Source organism: Neptunomonas concharum (genome assembly GCF_008630635.1).
Taxonomy (GTDB): Bacteria; Pseudomonadota; Gammaproteobacteria; order Pseudomonadales; family Balneatricaceae; genus Neptunomonas; species Neptunomonas concharum.
In genome coordinates, this window is the sequence record NZ_CP043869.1 from 998342 (window position 1) to 1012833 (window position 14492).

The window sequence follows — 14492 nt, forward strand, 5'->3', positions numbered from 1 at the left end:
TTATGAATAACGTTTTATACCTCCTGCTTCGGCGTCTGCGGGTGCCGTTGATCACGATGATTGTGGTCTACTCCATTTCTATTTTGGGGTTCGTTCTGATACCCGGGCAAGATAATGAAGGCAATATTTGGCGTATGGATTTTTTCCATGCTGTCTACTTCGTGTCTTTTATGGGATCCACAATTGGTTTTGGAGAGATTCCCTACGAGTTCACCAGTGCTCAGCGGATGTGGACGCTGCTGATGATCTATGCAACCGTGGTGGCTTGGTTGTACGGCATTGGTTCGACACTGGCTTTAGTGCAGGAACCGGTGTTTGGCCGGTTATTACGTAGGCGTTCATTTACCAGTGAAGTCGCGGGTTTTGCGGAGCCTTTTTATTTGGTGTGTGGTTATGGCGTCACCGGACGGATTGTTGTTCATAAATTAGCAAAGCGTGATATCCGTGCTGTTGTTATCGACATAGATCAGGACCGCATTGATGACTTAGAGATGGATCATCTGCCTCTTCGTGTGCCGGGTTTGTGTGCAGACGGTGCGTTGCCGGATGTGCTCTATGATGCAGGGCTACAGCATCCTCATTGTATTGGTGTGTTAGCGCTCACGGATGACGATAGCGCTAATTTGGCTATTTCTATCGCAAGTAAATTACTGGTACCACAGCGGCTGGTTATCAGTCGGACAGAGGCCGATGTGACAACCGCTAACCTGCTTTCATTTGGAACCAATTTGGTGGTCGATCCTTTTCAAGCTTATGCCGGCTACCTGTCTATGGCTGTGCATTCACCTTATAAGCACTTGGTTTATGACTGGCTGATTAACCCTTACCATCGACCGCTATCCAGTGCGTATCAAAACACGCAAGGGCGTTGGATTATTTGTGGTTTTGGGCGGTTTGGTCGTGCACTTTATAAAGCGTTCAAAGAACATGATGTGGCTATCACTGTCATCGATGCGAAACCTGAAAGCGTTAATCAAACAGCGCAGCAGATCTGGGGTGTAGGAACAGAAGCCAAAACATTAGAGGAGGCTGGTATTCATGATGCCATCGGCATCGTAGCCGGTACTGATAATGACGCCGATAATCTCTCTATCATTATGACTGCAAGGGAGCTAAAGCCTAAACTCGTGACGGTTGTCAGACAGAATCTTGATGCCAATCGACGGGTTTTCGAACATTCCGGTGCGGATTTTGTTATGGAGCCGGGGCGCATTATCGCTAATCAGATTATGGCACAGATTAAAACGCCTTTATTACCTGCCTTTATTGCAGCCTTGGAGCATTATGACGATGTATGGGCGCATACTTTACTAAATCGCATGAGCAGCGTAGTTGGCGAAGATGAGCTGGATAGTTGGGCCTTTACCTTATCTGAAGAGCAGACGCCGGCCATTAACATGGCCTTAGATGAAGGTGTTCTGATCAAAATGAATGTCCTGCTTAAAGACCCGCGAGACTATCGAAAAATGCTACCTGCTTTCCCATTGATGCTAAGGCGGGAGGGTGAGATCAAAATGCTCCCTGGGGAGTTAAAAGAGCTCCAGCTAGGGGATGAAATTCTGTTTTGCGGTTTAAGTGAGGCATTTCGTCAGGTAGAGTGGACGGTCAACAATTACAACGTTTTACAGTACGTTCTTACAGGGAAAGAGGAAAATAAAACCTTGCTCTCCCGTTGGCTTAATAAGGAATAATCATGGCTTACCTCTTACTTACCCTGACAACTTTGTTCTGGGCGGGTAACTTTGTGCTTGGGCGCGCAATGCACCTTGTCTTGCCGCCTGTCACTATGGCGCAGATGCGCTGGACATTGGCTCTACTTATTATTCTGCCTTTTTTACTACCGCGCCTTATTGCAAACTGGTCGTTGATAAAAAAGCACTGGAAAATCCTATTGTTGCTCTCCGTGTTGAGTGTGGCCAGCTTTAACACCTTAATCTATATCGGACTCACAGGCACAACGGCGATGAATGCAACGTTGATGCAGTCAGCTATTCCGATCATTATTTTGTTAATCACAGGACTCTTGCTGAAAGAAACTGTTTCGCTGCGGCAATGGACTGGGGTCGCGAGTTCGTTGATGGGTGTATTAATACTCATCTCTCAGGGAGACTTGGCGCAGCTACTGACACTGGAGTTTAATCGAGGCGATTTGTGGGTACTAGCGGGTGTGTTATGTTGGGCTTCCTACTCCGTGATACTGCGTTGGCGTCCCCAAGGCTTGGATGGTTTTACATTCTTTGGGGTGACAGTAGCGATTGGTATCCTAGCGTTATTACCTTTTTCTCTTTGGGAGCTTCAGAGCGCCGAACCTATTGAGTGGCGCCTGAGTTCGGTAGCGACGGTAGTTTACATGGCTGTATGCCCATCTATATTGGCCTATCTATTCTGGAATAGAGGGGTTGCGGAACTGGGTGCGGCAAAAGCAGGTCTATTTATTCACTTAATGCCGTTGTTTGGCATATTGTTATCATCTTTATTTTTAGGGGAGCAGATACATTCTTTCCATATCACTGGTATGATACTGATCTTCATAGGGATCTATCTTGCCGTCGTTGCTGATGTAATGAAACGGATTCTAAAAGCAAGCTGAGGTTAATAATGCGCACATTGTTTCTATCTATTCTTATGGCTTTTTTTACTTTTAATTTTCTTGCGCCTGAAGCAGAGGCGAAGCGTTTAGGAGGGGGTTCTTCATTCGGGAAATCCTACTCAGCGCCCAAAAAAGTAGCACCTGCTCAGAAGCAGGCTCCTGTTCAGAATGCAACGAATGCCGCGCCTAAAAAGTCTGGAATGATGGGCGGTATGTTAGGTGGACTTTTAGCGGGTGGCTTACTCGGCGCCTTATTGTTTGGTGGCGCTTTTGATGGTATCCAGTTTATGGATATATTGCTGATAGGGCTTATGGCATTCTTAGCTTATAAGCTTTTCGCCATGATGAAGCAGAAGCAGCCAGCGCCTCAATACGCAGGTCAGCCACAATATCGTGAGACCCGAGAGCCAGTTGAGTCGGTTCAGCAACCACAGCATTTTACACCGATGTCCGCTGCAGCAACGCAGCTGTCTGAACCTGATTTAGTGCTTCCTCAATGGTTTAATAAAGTTTCGTTTCTCAGTGGTGCCCGTGAGCATTTTACGACGTTACAAGCGGCTTGGGATCGTCAAGATTGGGCAGAAATAGAAACCTACACCAGCCCTGAACTACTGGAGCAGTTAATCGCTGAGCGTGGTAAATATGCAGCGGATCAGCACACCGATGTGGTATCCGTAATGGCGGAGCTAATCAATTTTATCGACAACAAGGATCATGTAGTTGCTAGCATTCACTTTTATGGTTGGATTAAGGAAGCAGAGAGTGAACAACCGAGTGAGTTCAGCGAAATCTGGCATCTTACTCGCGATATGAATACCGGTAATGCTCACTGGTTTATTGTGGGGATAGAGCAGCCTTAAACGGTTTGTATCAAAGACTTAATAAAAAATGGCGCTTTTGAGCGCCATTTTTTATTGGAAGTGCTGTGTTATTCGTTGTGATCCCGTGTGAACACTAAGGTATCGCCTTCAGATAAGGTTTCTGAAAACTGATACCCTTCATAGTTAAACGCTTTGAGTGCTTCAGGTGCGTTTATCTTCTCTTCAATGATGTATCTGCTCATCAAACCTCTGGCTTTTTTTGCGTAAAAGCTAATGATCTTGTACTGGCCGTTTTTCCAATCCTTAAAGACAGGGGTAATCACGCGTGCGTTGAGTAGTTTAGGCTTGATTGCCTTAAAATATTCGTTAGACGCTAAATTCACTAGAACTGGACTGTTATCGCTGGCCAACTCCTCGTTTAGCGACTCGGTTAGTCGTGTTCCCCAAAACTGATAGAGATCCTTACCTTTAGCATTGTTGAGTTTTGTGCCCATTTCCAATCGGTAGGGTTGCATCAGATCTAGTGGTTTCAATATCCCATACAATCCAGAGAGTATGCGCAGGTGTTGTTGTGCATATTCAAGTTGCTCTTCACTGAGTGTTTCAGCTGCAAGGCCTGTGTACACATCACCTTTGAAGGCAAGTACTGCCTGTCGGGCATCATTGGGATTAAACTGCTCTTGCCAAGAGGCGTAGCGCGCTACATTAAGGCTTGCCAGTTTATCGCTGAGTTTCATTAACTCGGCGACCTCTTGAACCGAAAGTGCTTCCAGCGTGTTAATCAACTGAGCTGAGTGCTCCAGAAATCGAGGCATAGAGTGCAGCTTGGTCGTTACGGGAGACTCGTAGTCCAACGTTTTGGCCGGGGAAATAACAGTCAGCATAAGATTCCGCTTTAATCTGATAGGTGAAATAAACGATACGAATAGTGCAAGCTTACCTGCTTTGAATGAGAGTTTCATCCTTGACTGATCTAATCAAAGTCGTGGGGGGAAAGAGGCGAATCTACGCACAATTTTGTGTATGATTAAGCGCAAATTTTTTACCGATTTAGATCCAGGATTGTTAGCAATGTCCCAAAAAACTGTACTCACAGGTATTACAACGTCAGGTACGCCACATATCGGTAACTATCTGGGGGCGATTAAGCCAGCGATAGATGCCAGCAAAAATGCCGCTTACAATAGCTTCTTCTTTTTGGCCGACTACCATGCGCTCATTAAGTGCCATGACCCTGAAAGAGTGGCCCGCTCTTCTCAAGAGATTGCAGCGACTTGGCTTGCGTTGGGGCTAGACACTGATAAAGCGACATTCTATCGCCAAACAGATATCCCTGAAATTACTGAGCTGACTTGGATTCTGACCTGCTTGACGTCTAAAGGTCTAATGAATCGTGCACATGCCTATAAAGCTTCGGTGGATGCGAACCGTGATGCAGGCAAAGAAGATTTAGATGACGGTGTCACCATGGGGCTATTTAGCTACCCCGTTCTGATGGCTGCGGACATTCTGATGTTTAATGCAGATATTATCCCCGTTGGTAAAGATCAGATTCAGCATATCGAGATGGCGAGAGATGTGGCAGGGCGTTTTAACCATGCGTATCAGCCACTATTTAACTTACCTGAAGCTCAAGTCGATGAAGAAAGCCAGCTGATACCGGGGCTTGATGGTCGTAAAATGTCAAAGAGTTACGATAATACGATTCCGCTTTTCTGTTCGGCTGATCAGCTGCGCAAGCTGATAAACCAAATTGTTACGGATACCAAAGCCCCTGGCGAGCCTAAAGACCCTGATAGCAGTACACTGTTCCAGCTTTATAACTGCTTTGCAACGACAGCTGAAACAGAGCAAATGCGCCAAAAATACCTAGAAGGGATCGCTTGGGGTGAAGCAAAAAAAGAGCTATTTGAATTTTTAGATGCTCAGTTGTCGGCTCCGCGTGCTCGTTATAATGAACTAATGAATGATTTGGGATCTGTTGAAGCTGAGCTAAAAAAAGGAGCCGAGAAGGCACGCGAGATATCGGCTCCCTTTATGGATAAGGTACGAATCGCAGCCGGTATTCGCCCGTTAAACTACGTAGCTGCTCAATCTGACGAGTCGCAAATCGAGAAAAAAGAGAAGACAGCAGAAGAGATCGCACGTGCAGAAGAGGGACGACGACGTGCCATTTTAATGCAACTTAAGCGCTACTTTGATCGTATTGATGCCGCATCAGATAAAAATGTTGAAGCGAAGCTTATTTTAGAAGAAAAGCGTTTGGAAGTTGAATCGCTTAAGAAAAAAGCGAAGCAGAAGGCAGAGAACGAGTTGGAGCTACTAACATCAGAGTTGGCTCAATACCTCTGATTTGATCATTTAGGAGAGAAGGATGACCTATAAGACCTTGATCGATGCGGCAACACTGCAGTCTGAATATCAGAAGGGAGCGTGGCAGATTTTTGATTGTCGGTCCTATTTAACTGATCAGGAGAAGGGGCGTTTGCTTTATCAAACTTCGCATATTCCAGATGCCCACTTTTTTGATATGGAGTCAGACCTCTCTTCTCAAATAACAAGTATCTCAGGGCGCCACCCTTTACCCGACTTTGAGACGCTTGCTCAAAAGCTGAGTAGGTGCGGCGTGAAACAAGGAGTACAGGTTGTCGTTTATGATGACATGCAAGGTGCGATGGCCTCTCGATTATGGTGGCTTTTACGCTACATGGGGCATGGCGACGTTGCTGTTTTAGATGGTGGTTTACAGGCTTGGCAGGCGTTCAATGGCAAGATGACAGATAGTTTGCCAGAACCGTCAGCGGGTGATTTTACGGTACAGGCACCTTTCCAAAATACATCCTATTTATCCACAACGGACATTGTTAAAAAACTGGGATTGCTGCAGATTGTCGATGCACGAGCTAGGCCGCGTTTTTTAGGTGAGGTAGAGCCGATTGACCCCGTTGCCGGACACATTCCTGGCTCGGTTAATCGGCCGTTTCAGGAGAATCTTTCTGAAGATGGTGTATTTAAGTCGGCACAGCAGCTAGCGCATGAATGGGCTGAGCAGGTGGACTTAACGCAGCCTGTTGTACATATGTGTGGATCAGGTGTGACTGCTTGTCACAATATACTGGCTATGTCTCATGCGGGTTTTGATAACTCGATTCTATATGCAGGCTCCTGGAGTGAGTGGATACGTGATACAGCTCGCCCGATATCGACGCAAGATACTAAGTGATCGATAAAGAGCGTCTATGTGCTTTGTTGATTTTTATTATTGGTAGGCTGATGCATTCAGAGCCAGAATAAGATGCTTAGTAAGAGAGGTGAAATGATGAATGCTAATTACCAGTCAGGCGTTATTGCGGATGCAAACAGCGATGCTTTGTTTGTCACATTAAATGTGGTCGAAGGCTCCAATAGAGCGGTTAAGCAAGCATTAGCTCAGAGTCAAGGCGTCATTGATGCTATGAAACAGCAGTTTTCCGGCCAATCACTACACGCGGTTATTGCTATTGGGAGTGAGTATTGGCCCCAGATATCGCCATTGAAGCGGCCATTATTGCTGACGAATTTCCCCTCGGTGGAAGGGGCTGTTGAAATGCCGATCACCCCAGCAGACCTGTTACTGCATATTCGCTCTGATCGGCATGACATTACGTTTGAGTTGGCAACTCGATTGATCGCTTTATTTGGCTCTCATGTCGCGATAGCAGAGGAGGTTTCTTGCTTTCGGTATTTGGATTCCAGAGACCTCACTGGATTTGTCGATGGGACCGAGAACCCACAAGGGGATCATAAAAAAGAAGTTGCACTGGTGGGTGAAGAAGACTCTGATTTTGAGGGCGGCTCTTATATTCATCTGCAGCGTTATGTCCATGATTTACCTAAATGGCATGCTCAAACATTAAAAGCCCAAGAAGACATGTATGGGCGTACTAAAGCAGATAATATTGAGTACTCGTCAGCGGACAAGCCCTTGACCGCACATACAAAACGGACATCCCTTAAAGATGATCAGGGTCAATCCTTGGAAATATTGCGGCACAGTATGCCCTATGGCACATTGCAGGAGTCGGGACTATTGTTTGCCAGTTATTGCCGTACGCCAGAAAATTTCACATTGATGCTGAAAAGTATGGTTGAAGGGGATGGACAAGGGCACGGTGATCGCTTGATGCAGTTTACTACAGCCGTAACAGGCCAAGCATTTTTTGCCCCTCCTTTGACCTGGTTCAAAGAATTGGGGTAGACAATAAAATTTTTTATCAAAAAGGCATAAAATTTTAAATGTCCGCAGGCAGATTCTAAATTAGCTTCTATACTGGTAACCAAACATACCCTAGCTTTATGTGTTAAGGGTGTTTCTGCTGTGTTCTGTACATGTTGTCAGCCTTTTTTGATTTAGGGATTGGTAGTAAATTGGCGATATTTTCTAGATATAAACTGCTATTGATCACTTGCTTGCTAAGCAGTCAAGTGAGTGCAGACGAAGGGCTTTCCCTAAGTGATTTAAAGGCGCTTTCTATTGGTGAACTTTCCTCTCTTGAGGTGGGTATCGCCTCGAAAATTCCATCAAAGTTGAATGAAACTCCCGCAGCCGTCTATGTTATTACCGCAGAAGATATTCGGCGTTCCGCTGCTGCCAATGTGCCCGATGCTTTAAGAATGGTTCCTGGTATCAATGTGGGAGCTGTGAGTGGTAACACATGGGCAGTCAATTCTCGTGGTTTTAATGAAACCTTTGCTAATAAATTTCTAGTTTTGTTGGATGGAAGAAGCCTGTATAACAGCACGTTTGGTGGCGTCTATTGGGATATGCAAGATATTCGTGTAGAGGATATTGAACGAATTGAAGTGATACGGGGGCCTGGTTCCGCTGCTTGGGGAGCGAATGCAATGAATGGTGTTATCAACATCATCACTCGTTCTTCTTACAGCAGTCAAAGTGGTGAGTTGACGGCGAATGTTGGCAGCCAAAATAAAGAGGCGGGGTTTCGATATGGTGGCGAGTTTGGTGACAGCAGTAGCTATCGCTTCAGCGGAAAGGTCAATCTGATAAAAGAAAATAAAGCCACCTCTACGTCGGGCTTGGGTGTTTATCCGGTGGCTGCGAACGATGATTCTAAGCATTTGTCGCTTTCGTTACGAACTGATACGGATTTAAACGTAGATGAAACCGTTACGTTTGACGTTGGTCTTTTTAATGGTTACTCGGATCAGCGCCAGTTTAAGTCTGAAATTAACCCTTACGCACCCGACTTTTTTTCTGTGGTGCTTCCTCAAATCCAATTGATGCAGATGGCAGGTGCTTCTCAACAACAGTTATCCGGTTTGCTCTCTATTCCTGCGTTTGGTATGTGTACGTTCTGCCTGACGGATGTACGTGATCGACATGAATATTCAGGGTGGCATGTGTTAGGTCGCTGGAACCAAATCTCTGAGACTGACTGGACAACAGCTCAAGCTTATTTTGATTATACCCAGCGTGAGGAGTATATGGCTGATCAGTCTGCTTCGGTGCTGGATATTGACCTTGAAAAAGGTTGGAAGCATGAACGAGGTAAAACAGCAGTCGGTATAGGTTTAAGATCTTCTCGAGATGACATATCTCCAAACCTGTCTCCTACGCCAGTTGTGATCTTTAATCCTCAAAATGAGTCGAATAACACGATCAATCTGTTTGCGCAAAATGAGCTAAACGTTACTGAATCGTTTCGTTTGCTATCAGGCATTGGATATGAGTATTCCTCCATCACTGGCAGCCAATGGCAGCCTACGCTGAGAGGTGTGTGGCTAGCGAGTCCTCAAACCCAAGTTTGGGGAGCGCTTTCCTACTCTTCTCGCACACCCTCAAGAATAGAACGTACCGTCGCCTCTAATTCTGCTTATCAAGCGTTTGGTAACAGTGCCCATAAGTCTGAAAAGCTATCCTCTCTGGAGTTAGGTATTCGCTATCAGCCAACAGAAGAATTTTCCTTGGACCTGGTTGGGTTTCGCTATTGGTACGATGATCTAACCACCCTAAAAATCGACCGTTTGTATAACCCATTACAAAACCAATCCGGGCTACTGAGTTTTGGAAACGAGGCCAGTGCAGATGCTTTCGGTGCTGAAGCGGCGATACGTTGGCAAGTGCTACCAAGCTGGTCTTTGGCCGCTTCATATAGCTGGCTGCAGCAATCCTATAATAGTTTACCCCAATCGGTTGAGCCGACGGTATCTAGTAATAAGTCTCCTGAGCACCAATTTGCCTTAAGGTCATACTGGGACATTAATCCTGATTGGGAGTTAGATGTCAGTCTTTATTATGTATCCGAGCTATCTTCTGTAGGTTCGCCTGTGCTGATTATAGGGGACACTGGGGTGGATGCTTACTTACGAACTGATGTTAGGTTGGGCTGGCAGATTTCACCTGAAGTTGAGTTGAGCTTTATAGGCCAAAACCTTTTTGATAATGCCCATCAGGAGTTTAATTCATCACCAATAAATGTCGGCGGGGTATCAGAAAATACTGAGATCAAGCGGAGCCTTTCTGCTAAGTTAACGGTGAGGTTCTAATGATGTATCTATTGAACCTGAAGCGTTATTTTGTATTCTTAATCTGTTGTTTGACGTTGAGCAGTACTCAATTACGAGCAGAAGATAGTGTGCTAGATGATATAAAGTCGGTTTATATCTACAACTTCCTATCTTTCATCTCTTGGCCAGAAGATAAACAGCTTCCTAATGATAAGTATCAGCTGTGTGTGGTGGGTAACCCCTCTCTTAAATCAAAGCTTGAATCAGTAGTGAAAAATGAGTTAGTGAACAATTTGCCTATTCATGTTTCCAGTGTTGAAGCTTTGAACTCTTTGAATGAGTGCCACGTTGTCTATATAGATAGACGTGAGTTGCTATCAAAAAGTGAGTTAGAAAGCATAAAATCTAACGGCGGTCTGCTCGTGGGTGACTATAGTGGCTTTATATCGAGTGATATAGGCATGATTGGCTTTGAAACCCGAGGGCGTAAAGTACGGGTGGCGATGAAGCTTGACGTGCTACAGGCTGAAGGTTTTAAAGTTAGCTCGAAACTCTTGAGGGTCGTTCGTATCGAAAAGTAGTACCGAAAGGCCCCCTGCTATAAGTACAAAGGGGCCTTTAGTTTGGGAGTCGAGTTTAGCCCTATTGGGCTAGCTCGTTTTCAGTAAACATTCCCTCAAAAAGTGCTGTGGAAAGGTAGCGTTCCCCTGAGTCTGGTAAAATCACAACAATCTTTTTACCTTTAAATTCAGGCTTTTCGGCAATGCGTAATGCCGCCGTTGTTGCAGCTCCGCAAGAAATACCGGCAAGAATTCCTTCCTCTTTCATTAAGCGCCTAGCTGTTGCAATGGCGTCCTCATTACTGACTTTTTCTACCAAATCTACCAGTGTTAAGTCCAAATTACCCGGTACAAAGCCTGCGCCAATTCCCTGAATTTTGTGTGGTGCAGGTTTGACTTCTTCTCCCTGAATGGTTTGAGTAATCACTGGGGAATCCGTTGGCTCTACCGCAACACTGGTGATCGCTTTCCCTTGGGTTTGCTTGATATAGCGTGATATCCCCGTAATGGTGCCCCCGGTTCCTACCCCTGCTACAAGAATGTCGATCTGGCCTTCTGTATCCTTCCAGATTTCAGGGCCTGTTGTTTGTTCATGGATTGCCGGGTTTGCCGGGTTTTGGAATTGTTGCAGCATCAGTGTGTTTTTTGGGTCAGCATCGACAATCTCTTGAGCTTTTTCAATAGCTCCTTTCATGCCTTTCTCTGGCGGTGTTAACACGATATCAGCGCCAAGCGCTTTCATTAGCTTGCGTCGCTCTATACTCATAGAGGCTGGCATGGTTAATGTTAGGTTATAACCTCGTGATGCTGCTACGAAGGCTAATGCAACGCCCGTGTTTCCACTGGTTGGTTCAACTAATGTCATACCAGGTTTGAGTTGCCCAGACTTTTCAGCAGCCCAAATCATACTTGCACCAATTCTACACTTGATAGAGCCTGCTGGATTTCGGGATTCAATTTTGGCGTAAATCTCAGCATGAGGAGCCAGTCTGCCAAGCCTAACCAGTGGTGTATTGCCGATAGAAAGGGAGTTGTCTTGGAATGTTTGCATTAGATCACCTTTTTGTTATGAAACTATTATGCTGAGAGTTTACCTGCCGATAACTTTGTTATCTCAGAATCCTTTGCTATAAGTTTATTGTGGTTTGGCATTTATTAGGGGGATATTTCTTTCTGTAGTACTTTGCCTAGGCTAACCGGAGATTGCTTTGCTCCATATGTTTGCATAAGTTAGTTTTATTATTGATTATTTTGGATGTGCTTTGAATAAATTCTTTCGTAATTTGCCTGTGCGTCATAAGCTTTCTGCGATTGTGATGCTGACCACGTTAGTGGTGTTGATTCTTTCCTATACAGTTTTTATTGTAAATTTTTGGCTCAATAGTCGAGATCAGTTAGTGCAATCCGTGCACTCATTAACGAAGGCTGTCAGTATCAATGCTTCGGCTACGCTGATCTTTGATGACAGCGTGACAGCCAATGAGCTGTTAAATACGTTTAGTGCAAACAAAGATATTGTCTCTGCCGTGCTTACAGATCAGCAGGGAACATATTTTGCTCAGTATCAACAAGCAGATGAGAGCATCCCCCAGACACCTCTATCAGCAATCAATATAGAAAATTTTCAGACTGGTGAGCAGGATTGGTCTTATATCTTCACCGATGATTATCTAGATATACACCAAATCATACGTGTTAATGAGCGCACCGTTGGGAATTTGATGGTCAGAGTGAGTTTGTCCAGCTACAAAATGATGGTAACAAATTGGCTGATTTTTGGCTCTGTTGCTCTTTTGATGGTTCTTTTTGTCGGTTATCTAATCTCTAGTCGTTTACAGAAGGTAATCATAAATCCTATTGAGCGCCTTGTTAGTGCGATGCGGGTGATCTCGGAGAAAAGTGACTACTCCCGTCGGGTCTCCTATGATTCAAAAGATGAATTTGGCGTCATGGTAACCGGTTTCAATACCATGTTAGGGCAAATTGAAGTACGTGATGATCAACTAAAGCATGCTCGTGATATTGCTGAAGAAGCTAATCTTGCAAAATCCCGTTTCTTGGCAACGATGAGCCATGAAATACGCACGCCTATGAATGGTGTGTTGGGGATGGCTGAGTTGTTGCTTGGTACCTCATTGTCTGAGGAGCAGAGACGTTATGCAGAAACAATTCACAAATCTGGTGGTTCGCTATTAAACATCATTAATGACATTCTCGATTACTCCAAAATTGAAGCAGGTCAGTTAAAACTCGAGACGATTCATTTTGATCTTTATGAACAGATTGAACAAGTCGTTCAGTTGTTAGGTGAAGTGGCCAGTGCTAAAGGTGTTTCATTATCCAGTCGTTATGATTCACGTTTCTGCGGTCGAATGACCGGAGATCCAATCCGCTTCCGGCAAGTGCTTTTAAACTTAGTAGGTAACGCCATCAAGTTTACTCACAAAGGTCGAGTCGATATAGGTGTATCCGGAAGCTTTTCGGGTGAGACCCCGTTCTTGCGTATCGAAGTTAAGGATACCGGACCTGGTATTACAGAAGATGCTCAAAAGCGTATCTTCGAATCTTTTTCCCAAGCGGATTCATCGATCACAAGAAAGTACGGGGGTACCGGATTGGGGCTGGCAATTTGTCAGCAGCTCGTAGAATTAATGGGGGGGGAAATTGGTGTTAATAGTGTTTTAGGTGCAGGTTCAACCTTCTGGTTTGAGTTACCTTTGCATGTGGATGACTTACAGCATGGTGTGAGTGGGAAAACACTGCTTGGGGGATACCGTGTGCTCATTATTGAGGACGGTTTGCTTGAATATGGTTCTATTCGAGAATTGTTGGCCAGTTGGGATGTATATACCGATATTGCGAGTAGCTTACAATTAGCGGAGCGCCAGATTATTAACGCTGCAGCGAGAGGCAAAGGTTTTGATGTAGTTATGTTGCCTTTCTCACAAAAAGATAGGGACACCAGCCGTTTTATCCACTCTTTGAACCATCGTATTGGTGTGACAGGGTTAAAGTTTTCAGTTGTATCCTCAACAGCCTTGCCAGATACCACTTGGTTGCCTGAAAACGCCAAGCTACTTCAACGGCAAGGAGATACAATACTCCCTTCCTTATTGCTTGATAATTTAGCCAGTTTATTAACGGATGGCGAAGAAAGCTCCTTTGAAAAATTACTGCCTGAAGCTGAGGCCCTAGGTGAGTTGCGAGGGCATATTTTATTGGTAGAAGATAATGCGGTGAATCAACAAGTTGCGCTTGGGCTGCTACGTTTAATTGGCTGCTCTGCGGATGTTGCTGCAAATGGCATTGAAGCCATAGAAAAGTGGCAAAAGAGTCGCTATAACCTAATCTTAATGGATATAGAGATGCCCGTTATGGATGGGATTACCGCAACAGCAACGATTCGAGAGCAAGAGATCGCTAATCAGCTGCCTTACACACCCATCGTAGCTGTTACAGCAAATGCTATGGATGGTGATCGAGAGCTATATTTAAGCAACGGTATGGATGATTATTTAAGTAAGCCTTTTAGTCGGAAAGGGCTGTACCAGATGCTGTTACGCTGGCTTGATGAGGACAATAGCCAGAGTGATGAAGAACCTGAAGTGCTGTTTTCGCAAATGTCAGAAACTGAAGCTAAGCAGCCGCTCAAACCTGCAACCTTCAGCGAAAAAGAAGTTGATGTTGCTTTGTTGGAAAGTTTATCTGAGCTACAGGATGAAAATGGCTTGCCGTTACTCAACTCTTTAGTCTCTACCTATGCAGATAATGGACTGGAAATACTGACGGCTTTAGAAGCGGCTATTACAAATAATGATATCGAAGAAGTTAGGCGTTTATCTCATGCTATGAAGTCTAGTTCCGGCAATTTGGGGCTACTGATTGTGAGCTCGATTAGTCGAGAAATGGAATTAGGATGCCGGGAGTCCAGAACCGAAGATCTTGCTAACCAATACCAACAACTGGTAGCGGCTAATGCAAGAGCCGAGCAGCAGTTACGGGAGTTGATGTAAC

11 protein-coding genes are annotated in these 14492 nt (G+C 44.9%); 9 read left to right on the top strand and 2 right to left on the bottom strand.

Annotated elements, in window-relative coordinates; translation table 11 throughout:
• The first annotated feature begins 2 nt into the window (after positions 1-2).
• From F0U83_RS04680 to F0U83_RS04690, 3 genes are read left to right on the top strand one after another with little or no spacing between them, the layout of a single operon-like run.
• On the top strand, positions 3-1691 hold the full coding sequence (locus F0U83_RS04680; RefSeq protein WP_138988763.1) for an NAD-binding protein: 1689 nt from the start codon (positions 3-5) through the stop codon (positions 1689-1691).
• Positions 1692-1693: 2 nt separating this feature from the next.
• On the top strand, positions 1694-2590 hold the full coding sequence (locus tag F0U83_RS04685) for a DMT family transporter (protein WP_138988764.1): 897 nt from the start codon (positions 1694-1696) through the stop codon (positions 2588-2590).
• Positions 2591-2598: 8 nt separating this feature from the next.
• Positions 2599-3450 (top strand): Tim44 domain-containing protein, encoded by an 852-nt coding sequence (locus F0U83_RS04690; RefSeq protein ID WP_138988765.1) that lies wholly within the window; start codon positions 2599-2601, stop codon positions 3448-3450.
• A gap of 68 nt (positions 3451-3518) precedes the next feature.
• Here the strand turns inward: F0U83_RS04690 and yaaA are convergent, their stop codons facing one another.
• The gene (gene yaaA / locus F0U83_RS04695) at positions 3519-4295 is read right to left on the bottom strand and encodes a peroxide stress protein YaaA (protein ID WP_138988766.1); all 777 of its coding nucleotides are present in this window, start codon (positions 4293-4295) and stop codon (positions 3519-3521) included.
• Between the two features lie 187 nt (positions 4296-4482).
• On the opposite strand from yaaA, the gene F0U83_RS04700 reads away from it, so the two are divergent.
• The 5 genes from F0U83_RS04700 to F0U83_RS04720 all read left to right on the top strand — a co-directional run bounded on the left by F0U83_RS04700 (position 4483) and on the right by F0U83_RS04720 (position 10499).
• Positions 4483-5763 carry a tryptophan--tRNA ligase gene (locus F0U83_RS04700; protein ID WP_138988767.1) on the top strand — a complete coding sequence of 427 codons (1281 nt, stop codon included), beginning with the start codon at positions 4483-4485 and terminating at the stop codon, positions 5761-5763.
• Positions 5764-5785: 22 nt separating this feature from the next.
• The gene (locus F0U83_RS04705) at positions 5786-6634 is read left to right on the top strand and encodes a sulfurtransferase (RefSeq protein WP_138988768.1); all 849 of its coding nucleotides are present in this window, start codon (positions 5786-5788) and stop codon (positions 6632-6634) included.
• A 93-nt stretch (positions 6635-6727) separates the two neighbouring features.
• On the top strand, positions 6728-7648 hold the full coding sequence (locus F0U83_RS04710; RefSeq protein ID WP_338036381.1) for a Dyp-type peroxidase: 921 nt from the start codon (positions 6728-6730) through the stop codon (positions 7646-7648).
• A gap of 131 nt (positions 7649-7779) precedes the next feature.
• Entirely contained in the window at positions 7780-9957 is a 2178-nt protein-coding gene (locus F0U83_RS04715) for a TonB-dependent receptor plug domain-containing protein (protein ID WP_138988769.1), read from the top strand.
• Positions 9957-10499, top strand: a complete 543-nt coding sequence (locus F0U83_RS04720; protein ID WP_138988770.1) for a YfiR family protein — start codon at positions 9957-9959, stop codon at positions 10497-10499. Before F0U83_RS04715 ends, F0U83_RS04720 begins: the two co-directional genes overlap by 1 nt.
• 61 nt (positions 10500-10560) lie before the next feature.
• On the opposite strand, the gene cysK is transcribed toward F0U83_RS04720, so the two are convergent.
• A complete protein-coding gene (gene cysK / locus F0U83_RS04725; RefSeq protein ID WP_138988771.1) occupies positions 10561-11529 on the bottom strand; it encodes a cysteine synthase A in 969 nt (322 codons plus the stop codon).
• A 211-nt stretch (positions 11530-11740) separates the two neighbouring features.
• Here cysK and F0U83_RS04730 point away from each other — a divergent pair, with 211 nt between their 5' ends.
• Complete coding sequence (locus F0U83_RS04730) at positions 11741-14491, top strand: ATP-binding protein (protein WP_138988772.1); 2751 nt, start codon at positions 11741-11743, stop codon at positions 14489-14491.
• Position 14492 lies beyond the last annotated feature (1 nt).

Coding starts and splice junctions, on each gene's coding strand:
- F0U83_RS04680 (WP_138988763.1), top strand. CDS start 3: ATGAATAACGTTTTATACCTCCTGCTTCGGCGTCTGCGGGTGCCGTTG.
- F0U83_RS04685 (WP_138988764.1), top strand. CDS start 1,694: ATGGCTTACCTCTTACTTACCCTGACAACTTTGTTCTGGGCGGGTAAC.
- F0U83_RS04690 (WP_138988765.1), top strand. CDS start 2,599: ATGCGCACATTGTTTCTATCTATTCTTATGGCTTTTTTTACTTTTAAT.
- yaaA (WP_138988766.1), bottom strand. CDS start 4,295: ATGCTGACTGTTATTTCCCCGGCCAAAACGTTGGACTACGAGTCTCCC.
- F0U83_RS04700 (WP_138988767.1), top strand. CDS start 4,483: ATGTCCCAAAAAACTGTACTCACAGGTATTACAACGTCAGGTACGCCA.
- F0U83_RS04705 (WP_138988768.1), top strand. CDS start 5,786: ATGACCTATAAGACCTTGATCGATGCGGCAACACTGCAGTCTGAATAT.
- F0U83_RS04710 (WP_338036381.1), top strand. CDS start 6,728: ATGATGAATGCTAATTACCAGTCAGGCGTTATTGCGGATGCAAACAGC.
- F0U83_RS04715 (WP_138988769.1), top strand. CDS start 7,780: ATGTTGTCAGCCTTTTTTGATTTAGGGATTGGTAGTAAATTGGCGATA.
- F0U83_RS04720 (WP_138988770.1), top strand. CDS start 9,957: ATGATGTATCTATTGAACCTGAAGCGTTATTTTGTATTCTTAATCTGT.
- cysK (WP_138988771.1), bottom strand. CDS start 11,529: ATGCAAACATTCCAAGACAACTCCCTTTCTATCGGCAATACACCACTG.